Source organism: Granulicatella sp. zg-84, from assembly GCF_010892375.1.
Classification (GTDB): Bacteria; Bacillota; Bacilli; order Lactobacillales; family Aerococcaceae; genus WM01.
Genome location: NZ_WNJX01000004.1, coordinates 22,919 through 46,878, shown reverse-complemented (window position 1 = coordinate 46,878; position 23,960 = coordinate 22,919). Strand labels below are relative to the sequence as shown.

The 23,960-nt window shown below is 34.2% G+C and carries 10 protein-coding genes; 1 reads left to right on the top strand and 9 read right to left on the bottom strand.

Annotation, left to right across the window (positions count from 1 at the left end; translation table 11 throughout):
• Window positions 1-56: 56 nt before the first annotated feature.
• The 7 genes from GMA06_RS01730 to uvrB form a co-directional block, all read right to left on the bottom strand.
• A complete protein-coding gene (locus GMA06_RS01730) occupies window positions 57-467 on the bottom strand; it encodes an OsmC family protein (RefSeq protein ID WP_163561488.1) in 411 nt (136 codons plus the stop codon).
• 145 nt (window positions 468-612) lie between these two features.
• The gene (locus GMA06_RS01725; RefSeq protein WP_163561487.1) at window positions 613-5,436 is read right to left on the bottom strand and encodes a discoidin domain-containing protein; all 4,824 of its coding nucleotides are present in this window, start codon (window positions 5,434-5,436) and stop codon (window positions 613-615) included.
• Window positions 5,437-5,449: 13 nt separating this feature from the next.
• Window positions 5,450-9,877 carry a beta-N-acetylglucosaminidase domain-containing protein gene (locus GMA06_RS01720; RefSeq protein WP_163561486.1) on the bottom strand — a complete coding sequence of 1,476 codons (4,428 nt, stop codon included), beginning with the start codon at window positions 9,875-9,877 and terminating at the stop codon, window positions 5,450-5,452.
• 518 nt (window positions 9,878-10,395) lie between these two features.
• The gene (locus tag GMA06_RS01715; protein ID WP_163561485.1) at window positions 10,396-16,068 is read right to left on the bottom strand and encodes an endo-alpha-N-acetylgalactosaminidase family protein; all 5,673 of its coding nucleotides are present in this window, start codon (window positions 16,066-16,068) and stop codon (window positions 10,396-10,398) included.
• A 194-nt stretch (window positions 16,069-16,262) separates the two neighbouring features.
• Window positions 16,263-16,493, bottom strand: a complete 231-nt coding sequence (gene nrdH, locus GMA06_RS01710) for a glutaredoxin-like protein NrdH (protein WP_163546091.1) — start codon at window positions 16,491-16,493, stop codon at window positions 16,263-16,265.
• A gap of 95 nt (window positions 16,494-16,588) precedes the next feature.
• Entirely contained in the window at window positions 16,589-17,236 is a 648-nt protein-coding gene (locus tag GMA06_RS01705) for a YitT family protein (protein WP_163561484.1), read from the bottom strand.
• Window positions 17,233-19,215 (bottom strand): excinuclease ABC subunit UvrB, encoded by a 1,983-nt coding sequence (gene uvrB / locus GMA06_RS01700; protein ID WP_163561483.1) that lies wholly within the window; start codon window positions 19,213-19,215, stop codon window positions 17,233-17,235. The genes GMA06_RS01705 and uvrB overlap by 4 nt, the downstream gene beginning before the upstream one ends.
• A 148-nt stretch (window positions 19,216-19,363) precedes the next feature.
• Between uvrB and def the strand changes: the two genes are divergently transcribed.
• The gene (gene def, locus GMA06_RS01695) at window positions 19,364-19,924 is read left to right on the top strand and encodes a peptide deformylase (protein WP_163561482.1); all 561 of its coding nucleotides are present in this window, start codon (window positions 19,364-19,366) and stop codon (window positions 19,922-19,924) included.
• Window positions 19,925-20,116: 192 nt separating this feature from the next.
• On the opposite strand, the gene GMA06_RS01690 is transcribed toward def, so the two are convergent.
• A complete protein-coding gene (locus GMA06_RS01690) occupies window positions 20,117-22,516 on the bottom strand; it encodes a glycogen/starch/alpha-glucan phosphorylase (protein ID WP_163561481.1) in 2,400 nt (799 codons plus the stop codon).
• A 13-nt stretch (window positions 22,517-22,529) separates the two neighbouring features.
• Window positions 22,530-23,957 carry a glycogen synthase GlgA gene (gene glgA, locus GMA06_RS01685; protein ID WP_163561480.1) on the bottom strand — a complete coding sequence of 476 codons (1,428 nt, stop codon included), beginning with the start codon at window positions 23,955-23,957 and terminating at the stop codon, window positions 22,530-22,532.
• Between the last annotated feature and the right edge of the window lie 3 nt (window positions 23,958-23,960).

Here is a 23,960-nt window from a genome sequence, read left to right as displayed (position 1 = left end):
TATATGATGTGTTATAAATAGGAAGAAACAGAGTTAAAATGAGAATTTTTTAATGTTCATTCAGCAATTTGAACACTTAATTGAACGGTTTTTGCATCTTTGATTAACTTGGATACAGGACATCGTTGATGTGCCGATTCAACAATATCAGTAGCTATATCAAGTGGTAATGTCCAAATCGTTGCAACGGCTTTTATATCAAAGAAAAAACCAACACCATTTGATTCTCTTTGTAAATCAACAGTCACATCTACTTTAGAATTTATATGTGCATACCCTCGTGCTTTCAATAAAGATTGTATTGTAGCATTTAAACATGTTGACCAAGACAGAGCTATCAACTGTTCTGGATTAAACCCCAAGTCATTGTCAAGTGGGTGTGACACTTTTATTTTTTCAGGGAAATCAGATAGAAAAACTAATCCGTTAATACCGTCCGTATTCGTTGCTGTTGTTGTATATAACATATTCTACTCCTATTCTATGTTCTTATTCTATTGTACTTTAAAAAAGTGTGAAAGCATAGGAAAACACTATGAAATTCTCTATTATGAGAATAAAAAAAGGCAAACCTACAAAAATGTAGATTCGCCTCTTTTTTATGACATTAAACTATTTTGTTTTTTTACGTAATAGATAAACACTAGCACTTAAACATAGCATCAAACCAATTGTTTGCCATACAAAGTCATGACTTGTTCCTGTATTTGGTAAATCGTGTTTATCGTATACAAGAGCATAAACAGAGAAATGCGTTGTATAGAAAACAATACCGCCTGATACATCTTCAAAAGGTACATCTTCTTTCACTTGATTATCTTTAATATAATGTACTTTTTGAATGTGATGACGCGTTGGGACAAAGACTTTTGTTTCTCCAGTAATCTGTTCAATTTGTTGTGTTTTTTTGTTGAATACATATATGTCATAAGCAATATGTGGTTGAGAACTTAAAGCAGAGATAGCTTCTCTTTCTTTTACGACTAAAACATGTTTTGCTCTATCATATTGAAGATTAATGGCTTGAATACCTGTTTTTTCATCAATCAACACATGTTCATTTTGTTTCCCTTTGTCAAACTCACTTGGCAACGGACGTACTACTCTCGTACGGCGTGTTGTCGTTGATGTTGGTTGCGTACTTTGTCCAGATTGTGATGTTGTGACATCTTGACTTGTTATTGTTGTTGTGACAGGACTTTCACTTTGTGTTGTTTGAGTCGTTGTACTTGTGGTCACCTCACCAGCTGGACGGGTCGTTGTCGTTTCATCATTTGGACGGCTTGTTTCTGTTGTCGTCGTTGTTTGAGTGGTTGTGCTTTGCGTTGTTGTTTCTGTTGTTGTTTGAGTAGTCGTTTGGGTCGTTGTTGTTTGAGTTGTCGTTTGACTACTTTCAGTACTTTGAGTCGTTGTCGTTTCTGTGCTTGTACTATCTGATGTTGTTGATGTTGTTGATGTCGTTGATGTTGTCGCAGGTGGCGTTGGTTGTTCTGTTGGGCTTTCATCTTTTAAGATAAGATGATTAACAGCCGTGTTTAACGCCTCAACTGCTGCATCAATTTGTTCTCTTGTTGCCTGCTCATCATCTAATACAGTTTGTGCTTCTTGTTTACGTGCCACTAGGTCTTGCCAAGATGAATCAGTATAATCTTCTTGTACATAACTATCATTAACATCTGCAACTAAGTCACGTAGCACTTTTTTCATATCATGCTCGTATAAAGAAAATTCAGCTGCTGAACCAAATCCAGCTTCACCCTCTAATACTTCAAGTTTGATATATCGTGCAAGAGAAGGTGCAAATGAGGCAAATTGTTTTGCTTTATCTGGACTAAATCTACCTTCGTATATAGTTGTATAGTCATCAGATTCATTTGTTTTCACAGATAATCTAAAGTGTTTAATATCACCGTTTGTACCATTTTGTCTAGCTACATAACCAAGTTTATCAATCTCTATTTCTTTTTGCATATCTATTAAAATAGTTGCTGGTAAGTCTTGTTTAGCTGGACTCCATTTTGTATGCCAAATGGTATTTAAATCATTGTCAAATGCATTTTGAATACGTCCGTCTTCATTTTCATTATCAGAAGACACCGTAAAGTTCGTTGGATCAATCGGATCATCTTCCTCAGGTGTTGCTTTTGAAATAATTAAATCATCTAATAAACCGTTTAAAGCATGTGTTTTACTACCTACTCTTGAAGCAGGAACAACAAGTGTCGTAAATTTATTGCCAGTTTGTCCTCTTCCTAAAGTATCTGTTAGCACATCATTTACATAAAGTTCCGTTTTGTTTTGGTATCCTTTTATCATGACATGTACCCATTCATTTTTTGGTAAGGTATACTCGAATGAATGATCATATCCTTCAAGTGAAATACCCATTTTACCAGTTTCTTTTTGAACTGCTTTTATGGCTACTTTATCAGATTCTAATACAATTTGTTCACCCTCTGCATCAGGGTTTACTTTTACCCAAAATGACACAACATTGTTTGGACCGATATGTTGAATTGGTGTATTAAAGTAACTTGTACCACCATTTAATTTTAAAGCTTTTCCTTTTTTGCCGTCTGCGTACTCCACATTTTCTGCATCTGTTCCATGATACGCATTTCCTGATGTATCATTTAAATTTTGTTTATTGAATGTATATTTTTCAATCGTATCTGTTTTTGATGCAACATCATAATACGGATTATGGTTTGCAGGCTCGCCTATTTGTGTAAGTGCTTGTGTAAAAGTATTGTAGTTGCCAATATCTCTGTTTCCCCACAATTTTGTAGCAAGCGTTGGTAAAGCTGCTTGGAAACGTTTATAGACATCGTATTCTGTAATACCGTTCGCTTCTAAGTCAATTTTATCATTCCAAATCGCAAAGGCACCACCTAACATTTGCTCAGATCCTGCTGGAATGGTAACAGAACCCATTTTATTTGGTTCCCATGTTTGATATAAGTTTTGTGTATTTAAGAAGTCATTATAATAGCCTGCACCCGGAACAATATATAAAGGGCCGTCTAATGTGTTGATAAGTTGATAGCCTGCTTTATACATCGCACTAGGATTTGCCCAGCCTGTATTCCAAATATTCATTTGAACATTTTCAGAACGAACAGGTGTTTGTCCTGATTTGGCTGTTAAACTACCCCATAATCTTGGTGTTTTATGTTTTTCATGTGCAAAGGCAAGTAAATCGTCTGTGAATTTTCTAAAACTTTCGTTATTTCCTTCAAATTCATCTACCCCAACATGTATCACGTCTGTATCTCCAAATGTGGCATTATCTCCGTCTAAATATTCATTCCAAACATCTTTTACGAATTGTAAAGCAGCCGGATTGCTTACTTCTAAGTGGTCTACCCAACGTCTAACGGCATGATTGGTCATTGTTAAATCAGGTCTTACTTTTGTAAAAGCTAAGGCATGGGCAGGTGTATCAAATTCTGGAACAACTTGTATACCTTTGCGTTTTGCTTCTTGGATAAACGCTTTAAATTCTGCTTTTGTATAGAATAAATCTTTACTCGTTAAGTCTTGTTTGTTCAGCCCGTTATTACCGCCTTCTTTAATATTAGACTCTAAACGGAATGCTGAATACGCACCGTAAGGGTTATCTGTTGTTTGGTAACGTTCGACATTGATGAAATTATCATTTAAATGCACGTGTAAGTCATTCATTTTGTACCAAGCCATAAGTTTTAATGTATTTCTTAAATGCTCCATACTAATCATTTTGCGACCAACATCTAATACAAATCCACGAACAGCGTATTTTGGATAATCTCTAGCAAGTCCTTTTGGTATTTGTGTAGATTGTTTCAAAAGTTGTAAAAGCGTTTGTGTAGACCAAAAAGCACCTTTGACATGACTAGCTTCTACACGAATAGCATCATCAATATTCATGAAATAGCCTTCTTCTTTTAAGCCACTATTTTGTGGATTTAAAGAGAAATAAATATCTCCTGCTTGGGTATCTGTCCCTTCCACAATATCAATAGGTTTGCCAGTCAATTCTGTATAACTTTCTTTAAAACTATTTACAATCTCTTGTAAGGCTTGTCTATCAGTAGGATTTACAACAATACGCGTGCTATCCGTTGCAGAAAACTCACCTGTGTGACCTTTCCATTCTGCAATCGCAGGAACAACAGTTGGTTTTGCATTATCTGTTTCTTCAACTGTATATTGTCCCGGTACCGTAACAGGAATAGCTGCTGTTTCAATACTGTCTGTACCATTAGAGATTTTGTAGTTTACCACAACAGGTGTATCAACTAATGGTTTGTGTATCGTTAAATCTCTGTCAATAACTTGTTCCAAATCTGCACCAATAAAGGAAACTGTATATCCATTTGGTACTTCTGGTAATGTCCACGTTGTCATGTCTGAAGTAATGTCGGGTATTTGTAAGCCGTTGGCAACATCTTGGAGTGTTACTTGTTTTTCAGGTATAATACGTTCACTATATGCCTCTAGTTCCATAATCGAAACAGTTGCCCAGTTAATTGGTGAATCACTTGTTCGATTTGGAGCACTTGGATTGAATTGATTGATTTGAACTTTAATATAGCGTGCTTGATGTTTTTGATCCAAATTTATCGTTTCTCTAAAGGAGTCTGGTGCCGTTGTAATATGTTTGGCTTCTGTCCAATCTTGTCCATTTTCAGAAACAAGTATTGTGTAATCTTGAGCATTTTTACGCTCCCATTCTAACACGACTGAACCTACTGTTTTGACGTCACCTAAATCGACTTGTAACCATTTTTGGTTTTGTCCAACGGTACTCGCCCATCTTGTATCCACATTACCGTCTGTTGCTTTATTTGCTGCTAAACTATTAGCTTCATTCCCATTTGATGTAGCTTCTTTGTGCAATGCTAAATTCGGCAATGTCATTTCTGAAATCACTTGAAATTCGTACGCAGAAACAGACGCCCAATTTATTTCTCCTCCGTCATAATTGGTCACAACCAATCGTACATAGCGTGCTGTTTGCTCTGTATTTAATCGAACAGTTGTGTCTAATTCAACATAAGTATCATCATTTTTTTCATAAACCGGTGTATAATCTGTTCCGTTATGAGATGCTTCGATACGAAATCCTTTTACATTTTGTCTTTCCCAAGCGATACGACATTCTTGAAATGCTCTTTCTTGACCTAAATCAACTGTTAATATTTTATCTGTTGTCCCTCTATTTGTTGACCAACGAGATTGATTAGCCTTGACGCTTTCTTCTCTATTGATAATACCGTCAACAGCTTTATCAGCACCCCAATAGTTTGTTTCTGAATCATTTGTCGTCGCCTGTGCATTTAGTGCAATATTAACTTTTTGTGTGATTGTTTCTGTTGCCATAGCGTGATAACCACTAATCCCGACTAAAAATGCTACCATAGACAAAATGCTTAAACCTTTTTTCATTTGCATATTTTTTCGCCCCTTACTTTTTACGACGTGTATAAAGTATCCATAGTCCAATACCTAGTAATAATAAACCAGCACCTAAACCTACTTGTAACCAGTGGTTTTGTTCCCCTGTATTCGGTAATCCTTTTGATTGTTCTTTTTGACGGTTATTTTGTGTACTGTTTTTATCTGTTACTTGTTGTGAAGAGCCACTAATAAAGTGTACTCTTTGTTTTGTCATTGTTGCATCTGCAATTTCTTTTGGTACAACACTTGTACTTACAGATGTGCTTGTGTTTTCTGTTTTTTCTTGTTTTGTCGTTGTTGTGAGTGTGGTTGTTTCTGTCTGACTTGTTTCAGTTTGACTTGTTGTTGTGGTCGTTGTTGCTTCATCTTTTGGTTGTTCCACAGGTACTTCGTCCGGTTTATTCTCATCTGGTTTATTTTCGTCCGGTTTATTTTCTTCTGGTTCAGCCGGTTTAGATGATGTATACACCACACCGTATTTACTAAAGTGTGTTGCTAGGAATACAACTTTGTTTTCTTCACGCATTATGTCAAATGATAAACTTTCTTTTTCGTCTTGCTCATTGATATATACGATTTCTGCCACTGTTTTATTTTCGTTTATATTTAATATGACTTTAGCTGGTTGTGTAACTTCCACTTTTTCAGTCGTTCCTTTTTTCACGAAATAAATGTCATATAAATCGTACTCTTTATTCGTTTGATCTAAAGTAGGACTTGTCGTTGGTACAACCTTCATCTCTAAGTCTTTGATAGTATCTGCATCTGCCATTTTCACTGTCACATCTTCTGAGATAAATAGATGATATTTTTTTAATTGATTGACTTTATCTTGTAATGCTTGTACCATTTGTGCAATTTGTTCTGCTGTTGCCTCATCATCTTGCAACACACGATTTGCCTCTGTCACTTTTTCTTTTAAGGCAGGGAACCCCTCTGCATAATCGTTTTCGTTTAAAGTCGCAATTTCTTTTAACAAGTTTTGTAATGGTAAACGATTGATGCCATTAGTGGTATACATTTCATAAATGACTGGTCGATTATTTTCCTGCCATGTTAGTTTTACAGTAACAATATCACCTTTATCTTTTAAGTTAAATGTATTGATACCACCTGTTAATTCGCCAATCTCTTGCCAGTCACCCGCACGATTTTGAGCACTTACTTTCGCATGAGATACTTCGTCATTTTGAATAACAGTTAAAGCATTATGGAAAGCTGTTTCTGATAAATGATAGAGTAACTCTCCTCCATCTTGTGAACCTCTAAAAGCTGTATTTAAACGATTGTCTACCATATTTTCTGGTCTATCGGCATTTCTTACAGCCGGTGTTACGTCAAAAGTCGGATTATTGGATACTTTTAATTCTTCACGGTCATTTAACACAATCTCATTAAAACGTACCCATTTATCATCACCACTTTTATTTTTCGTTAACATCACTTTAATGTAACGAACAGGTAAATGATTGACATTAGCAGATTTACCTAAAACTTGGACTTCTCTATCTGGATAAACACCTTCTATTTCTAAATCATTTTCAGTATCTCCTAATGTTAAAACATCTGTAAAATCTGTACCATTTTCAGAAACTGAAATTTTACCATGGCGAATATAGTCATGTTCTGAGTCAGATACAATTTGTTTGATTTTGTCTAAAGTAATCGTTTGACCTAAATCGTACACAACGTATTTCCCTGCTAATTGACTATTTTTAAACCATGCTTTAGTATTCCAATCTCCGTCAAATGCAGCTAAAGGATTTTCCATATCCGTAAAGTTTGTATCTTTCACTTTCAATGGTAGAACATCATTTGTTTCGACGTTAAATTGTTGAATATCAAATGTTACTGGATTATCTGTTGTATTTTTTATCACAATATAACGTGCATTTGGAACAGTTTCCAATGTATATGGTTTTAAATCATCTCTATTTGTTCCTGCATAAATTGGTAATTGACTAGTGTGTTCAATAGACACTCGTTTTAAAGAGCGAATACGTTGTAAATCCAATCCAATGTATTCATTTGGTTGTAATGTCACTTGTGTTGTTGGATTTAATATAAATGTTTGTGGTGTTTGTTTTGCCGGTAATTCTTTTAAACTATCAACATTCGTTTCAATAAGCTGTTGATTGGCTAATGTTGTCACACTAATTTCTCTCATGGCAGCCCATTTTTCTGTACTATCACCATTTCTCAAACGAATATAACGTGCTTTTATATTTTGTTGTGTAGCATCGTATCGAACATCTTTTTGATTGTAAAGCGTATCTGTAAAAGGTTGATACGTCACACCATCAACTGAATATTCAAGTACCGCATTTTTAAAAATATCGTCATTAGATGTTGTTCCTTGTAAAAAGGCAATGTCACCAATACGGTACACCTCATGTAAATCAACGCCTAAATAGGCATCACGAGGTAATGAATCTCCCGCAACACTGTACCAAACGAATGTATTTGGATTATTATCAAGCATATTTGCTTCACTACCACTATAAATACTATTGAAATGAGATGATTTAACTAGCGTAGGTGTTTCTGGAGCAGATTGTGTGTCATCATGTTGTGGCAATACAATTCGTTTCACTTTATCTGCCATTTTCTCTTTTAAAAACTGCATAAATGGCGTTAAACGTTTTGCACCTGCTTCTACTTTATCTACACTACTAATATTTTGTACAGTATGTGTTTTTGATAATTCTTCTTGTGTTGCAGCTTTAGAATATGCCAACCATGCTTTTTCTGTATCGTTATCTTCTAAAGCAATCGCACTTTCAATAAAAGACTGACTTGCTTGTGCAATATTGGCGAGTGTGTTTACCCATGGTGTCATTTCTTCTTTTAATCCTTCATTTTCAGCACCATTTAAAAAATCTTGTGTTGCTTGATACAATACTTGATATTTTTGTATCAAAGATGTACCTACTTCTTTGATAGATGTTCCATTTTCTACTGCTTGTTGATAAGATGCAATCAAATCTTTAAATGCTTCTGATTCCTCCATGACTAAACCATGTCCACTTGGAGATACATCTTGTAAATGTCTTGTAATTTCTAATAAAGCATCTGTTTGGTTTTTCTCAATATATGCCATACCGTCATGCCACACATCATCAGAAGAAAAATGGTGTGTATTCCAACCGTAGTTAATTGTAGCAAAAATTCCAACTTTACTTGCTTGTGCTTGTTGCATTGGATTGGTCACTAAACCAGCTAAATCAGTAACACCTGTTTCTAATAATGTGCCAGCTGGGCCCATTAGTAAACGACTTTTTTTATAATCATTTACAGGCCAGTTCAACCAAAAATACGGTGCTCTACCTGGGTGTCCATCTGTTGTAGAAGATGTTTTAAAACGATTGATTGTTTGATTCGTTACTCTATTAACAACTGTTTCACCTGTCCAGAAAAATTGAATATTATCCGGTGCTTCATTCAGTTTTTTCATTTCTGAAAAATTTCCTTGGAAAGATGTATTATAGCCAGCCGGACAAAATAGAATATCTTCTACATCTCCTTTATCTTTTGCCCATTGACTAATATCATTTAATAAACGTAATAATTGATTGCGATCAATAGAACCAACATCATCGGCTAAAATACCAAATTGACGTACCCCCGTTGTATACAGTTGTTCAAATTTATTGATTAAATAACCATAATTCTCTTCATACTGTGAAAAATTAAAGCGAGCCCCACTCATAAATGGATGAATTGTCCAAACAAACCGTGTTTTTGTTAATTTACCCACTTCTACTAATTCACGTATTTGTGCTAATTTTTCTTCTGGATATAGAGTTTTCCATTGTTGACTATGATAAATATCATCTTTTGGTGCAAAAATATATGTATTAGCCTTAAATTGACCTGCAAATTGCATTAAAGATTGACGATTTTCATGAGACCATGGAATACCGTAATACCCCTCAATAAACCCACGATATTTCACATCTGCATAATCGGAAATTGTAAGATAACGAAGCGTTTGGTTTGTTGCTTGTGTTAATATTTGATGTAATGTTGTCAAACCAAAATACGCTGCATCTTTATGTTTTCCAATAATATGAACACCTGTTGCGTTAATGTTTAATGAATAAGCATCCCAATGACTAAACAAGTTTTCTTGTGTATCCGTTATTTCAACATTTAATGATATACCATTGTCTACTTTTTGAGTTACTTCTTGAAAAACAATATGATGTGCTGTCAATAACTGACGTGCATAAGCTTTCGTTTCTTCATCAATTCCATTCCCAAAATAAAGCGAAATCGTCTGATTACTTAATGATAAATTTTCTTCTTGATAAGTGATGTCTTGTACTGTTGGATAGAATTGATATGCGTTTTCTGTTGCATGTATTGTTGTTGCTCCAATGATGCAAAGGAACATCACACACATGGCACTTATCCATTTTATGATTTTATTCATTTTTTCCTCCCTTTTATACCACCATGCTCCCAATCCAAATATGATAAAACGCATTCCGACAAACACATAAAAAGTGTTGCGTTGAAACGTATTTGGTAAATGGTTATTACATGTGTATCATTGACGTGTCCTATTTAAAGACTGTAATACTAACGGTTATTCTGTATGAATGATATTATTCGTTCTAAGTGAATGATTTCTTTAGTCAATAAAAGATATTTAAATTTTATTGATTGATTTATATATTAGCTATATTCCTTAATAAAATACTAATCGCTTTAATTGTATACGGTTACATATTTTTGTTATATTGTTTATTTTGATTTAAATCGCTAAAGAATTTGTTTGTATTTTTATCGTTGTTTTTATAATGTATCCGATATGAGATAATACATGAGGTAACACTATGAACAATACCATTTCTAATTCTATATAATGTTTCTTTCATATGCGCTCTATATCAAAAGAGATAACCAATCACACAAGACGCTATCTTGTGTGATTGATATTCTTTACTACTATTCTGCTTTTCGTTTTTTAGATACGATACTCATTACTGTACCGACAATAGTGCCAATAAGTCCAATAGTAATCATTGAAGTAGACGCATCCCCTGTATTCGGTAAATGTTTCCCTACTGGTTTTTCCCCTTGTTGACTTGGTGATTCTTTATCAGATGCTGTTGTGTGACGAATAGAAATAGAAATACGAGGTTTTTCTTGTCTAACACTAGATTCAGCATCAGCATTTTCACTTGGACGTTTTTGTGTTGTTGTCGTCACTTTTTCTGTTTGTGTTGCTGATACCTGAGAACTTGTTGTTTCTGTATTTGTTTGTGTTGTTGTTTCCGTAGTCGTCTCAGTTGTGGATGACGTGCTCGTCATTGTCGTTGTCGTTGTTGAACTTTCATCTTTTGGTATTGGTTTATATGCAATTGCATAATGACTAAAGTGTTCAACATGGAAAGTAACACTTGTTTTTTCTTCATTCATCGTAAACGGTACTTCTTCAAGTGTGCGTTTATCGGTTTCTGAAACATGATACACATGCTCAACTTCTCTTGTTACTGGAATAGTTACATCTGCTGATTCTTTAATTTGTTTTTTCTCTCCATTTTTATCGACAAAATACATGTCATAAAGATCATGATCTTCTGGTTTTAAGTCAACGACTTCACTTGCCAAATGTTTCACAACAAATGCATATACATCATTTGCTAAACCAGATACAGGAATACGAACAGTTGCCTCTGTATCTTTGTCATCATCTTCAAATATGGCGACTTTTTTTCCGTCGGTATCTTCTTTTACTGTCACATGCATACCATTCGTCACAAAATCAGGAATAGATTCTAATTTCGTTAATGCTTCAACTAAGTAATTCAATGTTGCTGGTGTTAATAACTGATGTTCTTTCGCATAAGCAAATACTTCTTTAATACGATTCACTTTATCTTCTACACCATATAAGGTTCCCGCTTTTTCAAGTGCTTCTGTATAAGGTGTTTCATCAAGTATTGGTTTTTCTTTTTCAGGAAGTAAGAAGTACAGTTCTGCTGCTGATTGGAATGTATTTTCAGAATCTCCATAAGATGATGTCCCCGTTAAAACAATTTTTTTCGCTTTAATGGTTTCACCAAATTCTAACCATTTTTCTTCAGCATTATTCGCCCAATTCTCTGCTGAGTAAGTATGCTCTTGACCTTTATCATCTGTCACAACAAGTGTCGCATTTCTTAAATTACCATTACTTCCTGATTGACGTGGAGTATAAACAAAACCTGTAATATCTTTAGGTTCTTTTAATACAATCGTCACAGGTCTATTGATCGCCACTTCACTCCATGGCGTATGCCATATTGTTGATAAATCTCCGTCAAATGCACGCATAATGTCTTCGCCACTTTGTGAAGGAGCATCTGCACTTTCAATATCTTCTGGTGTAATCACTGTTTCTTCCGGTTCAAGAGCATTGTACACATCATCCACTTTTGCAATAACAGCACGTGCCTCATCAAGCGTAATTGTTTCAGGCACTAAATTCAATGCAAATAACGCTTCTTTATAAGCATTTAATGTTTCTACTGTATAACCTTCTGGAATTGGTAAATGTTCTTTCAGATAATTATCAATGAGCATTTTTCCAGTTAATTCGATTTCTTCAATCATCAAATTATCTAACATAAAGTCATTATATCCTTTAAAGTTAACAGCTTTTCCTGCGTCGCCTCTTGTATCTCCTGCTGTACTTGTTGATAAAATACCAATCCATGTGTTTTCAGATTCATCTCCTGTTACAAGGAATGATGCATGTTTTGCGGTATCACTATTTACCCATGTATTCTCCAGTGGTGTTTGTTTTTCTAACGTATTTGGATTTTCATAAGCTCTATTTCCTACAACAAAGGCATACGTATTATCGCTACCACTTTCATAGTCAAATGACACACGATATGTTTTACCAGCTTCAAATCTAAAGTTTTGTGGAATGGTTTGATATACCAATTTATTCCGTCCACTCAACCCATTTGTTTTTAATGACCAATTTCCCTCAATAACATCAGAGATTTTTTTATCATTCCAACCTCTTTGTGTATATGGTTCATGTTTTTCAGATAAGTGTGTACGATTATCTTCAACATTTTCGACACCGCCAATGACAAATGGGAAAATACCTTGTGCAACATTTTCAAAATCTTGTTTAAAGACGGTTTTTGATGTTGAATCATGTGATTCATTATACATAGCGGATTGATTTTCAAAAATACGAATATCATCAAAATAAGTTGCCCCATCTCCAGTTTCTTTTGATAATGTTAATGTCACATTATCGACATTATCTCCAGTTGTAAAGTAAACATACATATTTTGGAATAAACTTTTATTATCTATTGTTGCATTTTGTGACAATGTATTGTGTGCGTAAGCTTTAACATAGTTAGAAGCAATAGAATGTTTCGTATAATTTTCAATTTCTTTTTCTCCTGTATTCACACGAATAAAGGCTTTAGCATCACTTCTATTGTCTACGCCTACATATGCCGCATAAGTTGTATTTGGTTTTAGTCCTGTTAAACGTTGTGTTAAAGAAACTGATTCTTGATTTCCTGACAAGCGTAACATTGGATTATCTCCTTGAGAACGTACAATTTCAGCAGATGCTGTATCTCCAGAAATTGTCCATTGACTTAATGAACCACTATTAAACCCTTGATCGACAAGATGCATGCCACTACTCCAAGAAACGTCTATATTTTGTTGTGGCGTACGATATAGTACATACGGTTGATTTGATAATTCATCTAATTGAATAGCACCATTTTGTACAGGAATTTGTTTTTCTTCTACTTTTCCTAAGTCTGTTAGTTTATATAAATAAACATGACTTACTTGCCAATCATCTGGTAATTGCCACTGTGTTGCACCTGATTGTGTATTGAAGTAGTACATTTTTTGTTTTTCTTGTGGCAATGGTTGCCCATTTGCGTCCCAATTCCAAGGTACCAAATATGCAGAACCATCTTGAATCATACGTCCATTTAATGAAACGGTACGTTGTCTATACTCAGCACTAGAAACATTATTTGATTTTCTGTTAATAACGAGCTGATTATTTTGTGGATCCGTTAATGTTACAGACATTTCTGGTGTATAAGAATAGGTAGAGCCATTATCAGTCATGGACACAGGTTGTCCTAAAGTCATATTCGATACAGTAAAATGTTGGAAATATTTTGTCATGACATCATTGGCAAATAAGTTTGTAATATATCCTCTATAATCACTTCTTCCTTGCCAACCTTCAAAATCTTTCATGCTGTATCCACCAAGTAATGGATAGTTGGCAGCACCACCATAAGAAGGATAATCTCCTACCCATGAATCTTTTTGATGATTACGAATAAATCTTACAATATCACTATTGATACCTTTCAAGCGATATCCACCATACGTTAAGTCGGCTGCCCAATGTTGAAATGTTGAGTCATATTCACCTGCATAACCCCATTCAAAACTAGCTCTCCAACCTAATTCATTGATTTCTTTTGCCAACATATGTGTTGCCCATGCATTATTATCTCCAGATTGTCCATTACCCCAAACATCCACATAAATAAAATCTAGACCTTCTCCAAGAACATTTTTCAAATCTTTGAAACGATTAGCACGTCCATTTGCCATATCATAAGCAGCGTTGATATTGATACCTTGATCTAGCCAGTTCCAGCCATAACTATATTCACCGCTAGCTGTTTTCATCAATCTATCTTCTGAAAAGTAAAGAGATTCTGGATATGTTTCTGATGCATTGACGTGTATCCCTAATTTCGCACCAAATGGTTTTGCTTCGGCAATCAATGTTTTAAAATCTTCTGCTCCACCAATACGTTTTCCAATATCTGCATAATTCAAATGACCTGAGTCATGACCTTCACTACCATATCCTTTTAATAAAATAGATTGTCCTAAACCGTCTGTATGTAAAGCAATTTTTTTAATACCATCCAGTGTCATTAAAAATGGATTTTGTGCTTGAGATCCAAAGTTCATAGCGATACGATATGCTACCAAATCTGGCACACTTTCATATCCTACTGGATTATTCATAATATCACGATAAGCAATGGCTCCATCTTGCCAATCAACAACTTGGTCGTTATTTCTATCTTTTGTGACAACTATTTTTGCACTTGGCAACACAAAAGTACGTTCATGATATACTTTGTTATCATGTGCTTTTTGATAAATGAATGGTGAACTACCAATACCGATATATGCTTGTGAGTCAGCATTATGTTTTGAAACACGCAAACGTGTATAATCATTACCGCCACCACCAGAACTATATTGTGAATTACTCCATACACCAGCAGCTAAATGATTGTCTGATACAAAACCATACATAAATCCTCTTTCAAAATCTTCTGCTGTTTTTAATTCTGATGGACGATAGTACACATCACCTTTTTCATGTGTATTGACAGACATTCTAGCTCCTGAGAAACTAGATTGTGCATTCTCACTTGATACAGAAACAAAGTACCCCGGTATATCAATCGTTTGAATAAGTTTTCTAACATCATCTATTTGTTGCTCTGGAACAACTTCATAATGATTCTCAATATCAATCACATCATAGTGAACAATATTATTCTCTACTTTTATTTGAACTTTAATAACAGCATCAATCAAATCTGCTTCTGATTTCAGTGTCATCGTATAAATAGCTTTGTCATTATCCACTTTAGAATAAGCTACTTGTGGTGTTATGTCATGCCCGTTGATACGTACTGTATTTGTTGCTGTTACTTGTCCTTGTAATCGCTCATCTCCCAATTTATATTCACGAATACGTGGAAATGCTTGATCTACTTTTACATCAAGCGTACCAGATGTTAATGTATCATAATTTGCTTGATTATCCACTTCAGTAATAGATGTTCCTACTGGGACATTTCCATTATCTGATTGTGTAGATACATTTTCTTGATTGTCTGTTACAATGGCTACCTTAGTCACTTGATCACCAAATTTACCGACTTTTAACGCCACTTTTCGACTATCTTGTAAAGCATCTAACACATTCTGTGGCACAACTTCTGTGTTAATAACAGCGTTTCCATTTACAGTTGCATTTAATTGTCCATCATGTTTTAAGCTGACAACTAATTCATTTCTTGAATTTTTAGCAGGTGCTGCAATCCTTGAACCTTGATACCATCTATCAACGCCAGGTGCTTTATACTGCCAAAACCATCCTTCTTTATCATATCCAACAAAAATATGATTATTAGCATCTTTATGGCGTAATAACACACCAAAACGACCATGACCTGTTTCTGATTCTTCAACAAAAGTTAGCCCCACTGTAACGTTTCCCTCTTCATCAACTTGCAACCCTTGTTTTTCAAAAACAGCCATATTCGTACCGTTATCGTTCCCATTAACCGCTTCCAATACATTGTAACGAATACCTTCCTGTTCTTTTACAGTTGCTTTTCCTTTAATTGCAGATGTAGAAACCCATTCTAAATAGTGATTCTCCTCATTAGAGGTTGTAGTTGGTTGTGTCATTTCAACTCCCACTGCTTGATAATTTTGTATTAGCGTTACCGATGCTAAAACCATAGAACATAAACTAAGAGTAAAAAGTGTTCGAGTATACTTTTTAGTTTTTAAAGTGTTCACCATATTTTTCCCTCCTTTTTAAACGTTTACACTTTCAAAAACAATAATTCATAAACCCCCTCCTTTTATGTTAAAAAACACAATTTTTATTCTCTATATTATTATATTATATAATATAGTAAATTTGTCAAATATTTTTTGAACAAATAAAAAGAGTTTAATCAAAAAATAAATGATTAAACTCTTTTTATAACTATTTACACAACCTGTTCTAATCGGTCTGGTCTAAATCCTGAAAAAGGCTCTTCTCCGTCAATTACGACAACTGGTAATGACGAAAATCCAAGATCTTTTACTTCTGCCATTGCTTCGTCACTTTCCATAACATCTTTCACGATAAAATCAACTTGATGTTCTTCTAAAAACTGTTTTGTAAATTGACATTGCATGCAATTTGGTTTTGAATAAACAATAATAGATTTACCCATTATAATTCTCCAATCTTTCTTCGATACTGTTACATCATACATGAAATTATCAAAATATGCAACTAAATGATATTCACATATACTAAATATTGTGTTTACTGTATTCTAATACGTTTTATAAAATGAGTTTGTTCAAGTTTATATCTTACCCAACTTGCAATTTTTGCATACATCAAAATCGAGATAATTGTGCCTTCTCGAATGGGTAATGCCTCTTGTAATATAGAACACACAATAATAGCAAAACCAACTAAACAGACGTCATACCACTGTCTAAAACGACGAAAATTAAAATTCCCTTTCTCACACAACACTAATCCTAATGCTTCAATCGGTGAACTCACACAATTTAAAGCAATCATACATCCAACAGAAATTGCAGCAATGATGTAACCAATAACTGCCAGTATTAGTTGAAAAGGATAATGTGTTATCGTTATATGGGACAGCACATAGGTTAATATCATGGAAATAGATATGCCTAATACAAAAGATACCGGAATTTGTAAAAACTGACGTACCCTAAAATTTTTTCTTAAAATGAGAATTTGTAAAAAAACACACATCATATTTGTCACCGTTGTCATTGTTCCTATATCATAACCAGTCAAATACGACCATGATAAATTAAAAGCATCAATACTCCCTAATCCAATATCTGCTTTAACGCTGAAACTAACTCCTATTCCTAAAAACACAACTGATAGAATCGTTAGTAAAAAATTAACGATGTTTTCCCTCATATTTTATACTCCGCTTGCAATTCTAAAATAATATCTCTCAATGTTGCTGCTTTTTCAAAGTTCAATTCTTTTGCAGCTTGTTTCATTTCTAATTCTAAGTGATGAATGCTCTCTTTTCTTTCTGCTTTAGTCATTTCTTTGTAAGACTTCGTATGCTCCACTTCTTTTTCAGCCACTTGCGTAATCGCAATTAAGTCGCGGATGTCTTTTTTAATCGTTTTTGGCACAATACCGTGCTCTTGATTGTAAGCTTGTTGAATGCTTCGTCGACGATTCGTTTCATCAATGGCACGTTGCATCGAATCCGTTATTTTATCTGCATACATAATCACCTTTCCTTCAGCGTTACGTGCAGCACGTCCAATCGTTTGCACAAGGGAACGTTCACTTCTTAAAAATCCTTCTTTATCGGCATCTAAAATCGCTACTAAGGTCACTTCGGGTACATCTAATCCCTCACGCAACAAGTTAATACCAACTAAAACATCAAATGTTCCAACACGCAAATCTCGAATAATTTCTGTTCGTTCTAGTGTATGAATATCACTATGCAAATATTTCACTTTAATACCAATATCTTTTAAATAATCCGTTAAATCTTCTGACATTTTTTTTGTTAATGTCGTAATAAAAACACGTCCACCTTTTTCGATTTGTTCGTTAATTTCACTCACTAAATCATCAATTTGTCCTTTGATTTTTCTCACTTCGACTGGTGGATCTAGTAATCCTGTTGGACGAATAATCTGTTCGGTAACAGTCGGTGTTTGTGCCAATTCATACGGCCCTGGTGTTGCTGAAATATAGATAATTTGATTTACTCTGTCTTCAAATTCCTCTAATCGCAGTGGACGATTATCAACTGCACTTGGCAATCGGAATCCATATTCAACTAAGCGTTCTTTTCTGGCTCTATCACCATTATACATACCTCGAACTTGCGACATTGTAATGTGTGATTCATCAATAACAATCAAATAATCATCTGGGAAAAAGTCTAATAATGTATAAGGAGGTTCTCCCGGTTGACGACCATCCATATGTCTGGAATAATTTTCAATACCATTGCAATAACCCATTTCAAGCAACATTTCAATATCATAGTTTGTACGTTGTTCCAATCGTTGTGCTTCTAATAATTTATTGTCGGCACGAAGTTCACTCAAGCGTTCCTCTAACTCTTCTCGAATAGAGTCAATCGCTTTTAAGGTTTGTTCTTCACTTGAAACAAAATGCGCCGCTGGAAAAATGGCAACATGAGAACGTGTCGCTTTGACATCTCCTGTTAGCACGTCTATTTCTTGAATACGATCAATTTCATCTCCAAAAAAGGACACACGAATGGCTTGAGAATCTCTTGATGCCATAAAAATATCGACACTGTCACCTCTTACACGAAATGTTCCGGGCCTAAAGTCAAAATCATTACGTGTAAATTGCATGTCAATCAAACGATGTAATACGTCATCGCGTTCAATAATTTGTCCCTCACGCAACGACAATACGAATTTTTTATATTCTTCTGGATTAACCAATCCATAAATACACGATACAGACGCAACAATAATAACGTCTTTCCGCTCAACTAAAGCACTTGTTGCCGAATGACGTAGTTTATTGATTTCATCATTGACGCTCGATTCTTTTTCAATATATGTATCACTAGAAGGAACATACGCTTCTGGTTGATAATAATCATAATAACTCACAAAATATTCAACTGCATTATTTGGAAAAAATTCTTTTAATTCACTATATAACTGTCCCGCTAATGTTTTATTATGTGCCAATACTAAAGTTGGCTTATTTACTTCTTTAATAACATTAGCAATCGTAAATGTTTTTCCTGTTCCTGTGGCACCTAATAGTGTTTGTGCCATTTTCCCTTGTTGGATACCTGCGACTAATTCTTTAATCGCTTGTGGCTGATCGCCACTTGGTTGGTAGGGAGAAACTACTTCAAAAACATGCTCACTCATTTCTTCTCTCCTAACTTATCTTTATTCAGTAACATCTTATCATACAATCCATAGAATGACTATTTTCTTGTATGGCAAAATAATAGACAAATTTTTTATTTTTTAATATGATAATACTATCAATATAAATTAGAAATGAGCGAATAGAATGTTACTAATGAAAGATATTATCCGTGAAGGACATCCAACGTTAAGAGAAAAAGCAGCACCTCTTTCTTTTCCACTAACACAAGAAGAAAAAGACATCGCAAAAGAAATGCTTGAGTTTTTACACAATAGCCAAAATGAAGAAATTGCTGAAAAATATGAATTACGTGCAGGTGTTGGACTAGCAGCACCACAAATCAATGTATCTAAACAAATGATTGCACTTCTTGTTCCAGGAGAATACGAAGATGATCCGTTTATTTTAGATATGGTTATGATTAACCCTAAAATTATAAAACACTCTGTCCAACAAACATGTTTAAAAACTGGAGAAGGTTGCCTATCTGTTGACCGTGAAGTACCCGGTTATGTCCCTCGCTTTTCAAAAATCACACTAGAGTATTTTGATATAGACGGTAATAAGCAAAGCATGGTACTAAAAGGATTTCCTGCCATTGTCGTACAACACGAAATCGACCACTTAAATGGGATTATGTTTTATGACCGTATCAATGAAACAGAACCATTTAAAGAATTAGAAAATATGACAATTATTGACTAATGAACAACCCTGACACAACACTTTTAAAGAGTTGTGTCAGGGTTGTTTTTCTAAAAAGGCATGAAATCAATCTGTTTAAAGAGTTGATTTCATGCCTTTTTGAGTATAATCAAATCTGTTCATTTAAATAGATATTGACTTTTAGGCTAGTTCCAAAAATATTACTTATTTCTTTTCACTAACACTATATGTTTAACGTTGGCGTTTGTATGGCTTTAAATTCCAAATTTCATCAACATAACGTAAAATCGTATAGTCAGATGAGAATGGCCCCGCATTAGCAACATTTTGCAAGGACATTCTTGTCCAACGTTCTTTATCTTTGTAGGCTCTATCCACTTCTTCTTGTGTCATGACATAACTTTCAAAGTCTTGTAGGACAAAATACTCATCATTGTAAGTGACAAGCGAGTCAAAAATCTCTTGACCTTCATGTGCTGTATGTGGCACTGTACCGTCCAATAAGGCGTTTAGGACACGGTGAACTTTTGGATTGGTTTCATAAATATGACGTGCATTATACGAGCCATTTTCATAAAAGGCTTCAACTTCACGATTAGACATACCAAATGTAAAGAAGTTTTCCGCACCTACATAGTCACGAATTTCGACATTGGCTCCATCCAATGTACCAATCGTTACGGCACCATTTAACATCAATTTCATATTACTTGTTCCAGATGCTTCTTTTCCGGCTAATGAAATTTGCTCAGATAAATCTGCCGCTGGAATAATCAATTCTGCTAGTGAAACACCATAATTTTCAACAAAGACAATTTTTAATAAATGATTCACATCTATGTCATTATTAACAAGATCTGCCAGAGCATTGATAAATTTAATAATAGATTTAGCATACGTATAACTTGGTGCTGCTTTTGCCCCAAAAATAAAGACTCTAGGTACATAATCAATATTTGGATTTTCTTTAATCGTTAAATAACGTAATAAAATATGCAGAGCATTTAATAATTGACGTTTGTACGCATGTAGACGTTTAATTTGTACATCAAAAATAGCATCTATTGGTAATTCAATACCTTTTTCCTCAAGAACATATTTAGCAAAACGTTCTTTATTTAAACGTTTAACATCTTGTAAGGCATACAATACATCATTATCATCTTGGTATGCTTTTAATAATTTTAATTCGGTATGATTAAAATGCCACTGGGTACCAATGGTTTTATCAAGTAATTCTGTCAAATCTGGATTGGCAAGTTGCAACCAACGTCTTTGTGTAATACCATTTGTTTTATTGTTAAACTTCCATGGGTACATTTCATAAAAATCTTTTAATGTAGCATTTTTTAAAATATCCGTATGTAGTTTTGCTACACCATTGACACTATGGCTACCAATAATAGCTAAATTTGCCATTTTAATTTGGCCGTCTAAAACAATAGCTGTGCGTGTTGTTAATTCAATGCCATAAATAGCTGTTTTCTTTTCAAAATGACGACGATTAATTTCTAAAATAATTTGATAAATACGTGGCAATAATGTTTCAACCATATCACAAGACCAACGTTCCATGGCTTCTTGTAAAATTGTATGGTTCGTGTAACTAATTGTATTTTTCGTAATTTCCCACGCTTGTTCCCAGGATAAATGCTCTTCATCTAATAAAATACGCATCAATTCTGGAATACATAACGTTGGATGTGTATCATTGATATGAATGGCAATTTTATCTGGAAAAGCACGCCATGGTAAATTCAAGTGTTTAAAATAACGTACAATGCTTTGTACACCAGCACTTGAGAAGAAATATTCTTGTTTTAAACGCAATAATTGACCGTCATAATTCGAATCATCTGGGTACAATACTTCAGTAATTTTCTTAATTTCTTCTCGTTCTTTTTCTAAGTTAAAATGCTCTTCTTCGCCATAAGGAATTTCAGCAGACCACAAACGTAAATTATTCACCACACCATTTTGATACCCGACTTGTGCAACATCATACGGTACAGCTAAAATATTTAACGTATCTTCATACTGAGGTTCTAATTGTCCTTGATGATTTGGTACAAGATTTACTCGTCCACCAAATCGAACAATAACCGATTTATTTTCTTTTCTAACTTCCCATAAATTCCCATTACGTAACCAGTTTTCAGGTAATTCTACTTGATATCCGTCAACAAATTTTTGTTTAAACAAGCCATAACGATAGCGAATACCACAGCCGTGTCCTGGCGAACCTGTTGAGGCAATCGAATCCATAAAACAAGATGCTAGTCTTCCTAAGCCTCCATTTCCTAAAGCTGGGTCTACTTCTGCTTTTGCTAAATCATCTAAATTTAAGTTTAAATCTTGCAATCCTTTTTCTACCGTTTTTAATAAACCTAAATTCAATAAATTATTTTTTAGCATACGTCCTGGTAAAAATTCCATAGAAAAATAATAAACTTGTTTTTGTTTATTTTTTTCATAACGTTGATTTGTTTTCACCCAATTTTCATTAATAATAGACTTTACAATATCCGATAAAATATATAATTGCTCTACATTAGATCCTTGTGTGTAATCATAGGCATACACATCAATGAACCTTTTTTTGTATAAAGTAACAAATTGTTCGATATTCATTCTCTACTCCTTTTTAATGTTTTTGATACAACTCAATATAGGCTTTTGCAGGAAAGACCCAATCAAATGTTTGTGACATAGCTTGTTTGACTAACTGTTGCCATTTATCTGGTTCATTAAAATAAAGAGAAAGTGCTTGATAAATGACATCTAATAAAACGTACTCGGAAAAATCATAAAAACTAAATCCAGTACCTTCACCTGTAAATTGATTATATGGTATCACTGTATCTTTTAATCCACCGGTTTCATGTACAAGAGGTAATGTACCATATCTTAATGCAATCAGTTGAGATAAGCCACAAGGCTCAAAAGCAGACGGCATTAAAAATATATCGCTTCCTGCATAAATACGCTGTGCTAAACTTACATCAAATGTAATCAATGCTCTACATTTGTGTGGATATTTATTTGCAAGATGAATAAACGCCTCTTCAAAAACGGCATCTCCAGTACCTAAAATGACGACTTGTACATCTTGTTGTAAGACTTCTTCTAATGTTTGTGCAACAAGTTGAAATCCTTTTTGATCGGTTAAACGTGAAACAGCACTCAATAAAGGAGCATCTTCTCGAATAGGTAAGCCTAGTTCTTGTTGTAAACTCGTTTTATTTTTTGTTTTATTTTCCAATGATTGACTTGAAAAATGATACGGAATATGTGTATCCGTTTCAGGATTGTTTAGTTCATAGTCAATCCCATTTAAAATACCGGTAACTTTCCAAGAATTATGGCGTAACACATCATCTAGCCCTTCGCCAAATTCACTTGTCATGATTTCTTTAGCATAAGTTGGACTAACTGTTGTGACAACATCAGAAAAGTTAATGCCTGCTTTTAAATAGTTGAGATTATCATAGTATTTTCCACCATCATCTGTCAACATTGTATAGTATGTATCAAAGATACTTTCTAACACAATCGGATCATAAATACCTTGGAATCTTAAATTATGAATGGTTAATACTTTTTTGATGTCTTTAAATGCATCTACCCAATGGTATTTATCCACTAATAAAGCAGGTATCATAGCTGTATGCCAATCATTAACATGTAAAACATCAGGTATAAAATCAATTTTTTGCATCATTTCAATAACAGCTAGTGAAAAATAACCAAAGCGCTCTCCGTCATCCCACTCTCCATATAGTATACCACGATCAAAATAATCTAAATTATCAATAAAATAATAGGTAACGCCATCCATGTATAAGGTTTTAACACCAACATAGCAATCTTTTTGCCCAACTTTTATTGTAAACCATAATAAGTCTTTTATCTTATCTTTATAAACTTGTTTTATATGTGTATAAAATGGTGTGACAACACGAATGTCAATTCCTTGTTTTGCAAGCTCTTTTGGCAAAGCATACGCAACATCTGCTAATCCACCTGATTTTGAAAATGGCACAACTTCTGAACTGGCAAATAATATCTTCATATT

Coding starts and splice junctions, on each gene's coding strand:
- GMA06_RS01730 (WP_163561488.1), bottom strand. CDS start 467: ATGTTATATACAACAACAGCAACGAATACGGACGGTATTAACGGATTA.
- GMA06_RS01725 (WP_163561487.1), bottom strand. CDS start 5,436: ATGCAAATGAAAAAAGGTTTAAGCATTTTGTCTATGGTAGCATTTTTA.
- GMA06_RS01720 (WP_163561486.1), bottom strand. CDS start 9,877: ATGAATAAAATCATAAAATGGATAAGTGCCATGTGTGTGATGTTCCTT.
- GMA06_RS01715 (WP_163561485.1), bottom strand. CDS start 16,068: ATGGTGAACACTTTAAAAACTAAAAAGTATACTCGAACACTTTTTACT.
- nrdH (WP_163546091.1), bottom strand. CDS start 16,493: ATGGGTAAATCTATTATTGTTTATTCAAAACCAAATTGCATGCAATGT.
- GMA06_RS01705 (WP_163561484.1), bottom strand. CDS start 17,236: ATGAGGGAAAACATCGTTAATTTTTTACTAACGATTCTATCAGTTGTG.
- uvrB (WP_163561483.1), bottom strand. CDS start 19,215: ATGAGTGAGCATGTTTTTGAAGTAGTTTCTCCCTACCAACCAAGTGGC.
- def (WP_163561482.1), top strand. CDS start 19,364: ATGTTACTAATGAAAGATATTATCCGTGAAGGACATCCAACGTTAAGA.
- GMA06_RS01690 (WP_163561481.1), bottom strand. CDS start 22,516: ATGAATATCGAACAATTTGTTACTTTATACAAAAAAAGGTTCATTGAT.
- glgA (WP_163561480.1), bottom strand. CDS start 23,957: ATGAAGATATTATTTGCCAGTTCAGAAGTTGTGCCATTTTCAAAATCA.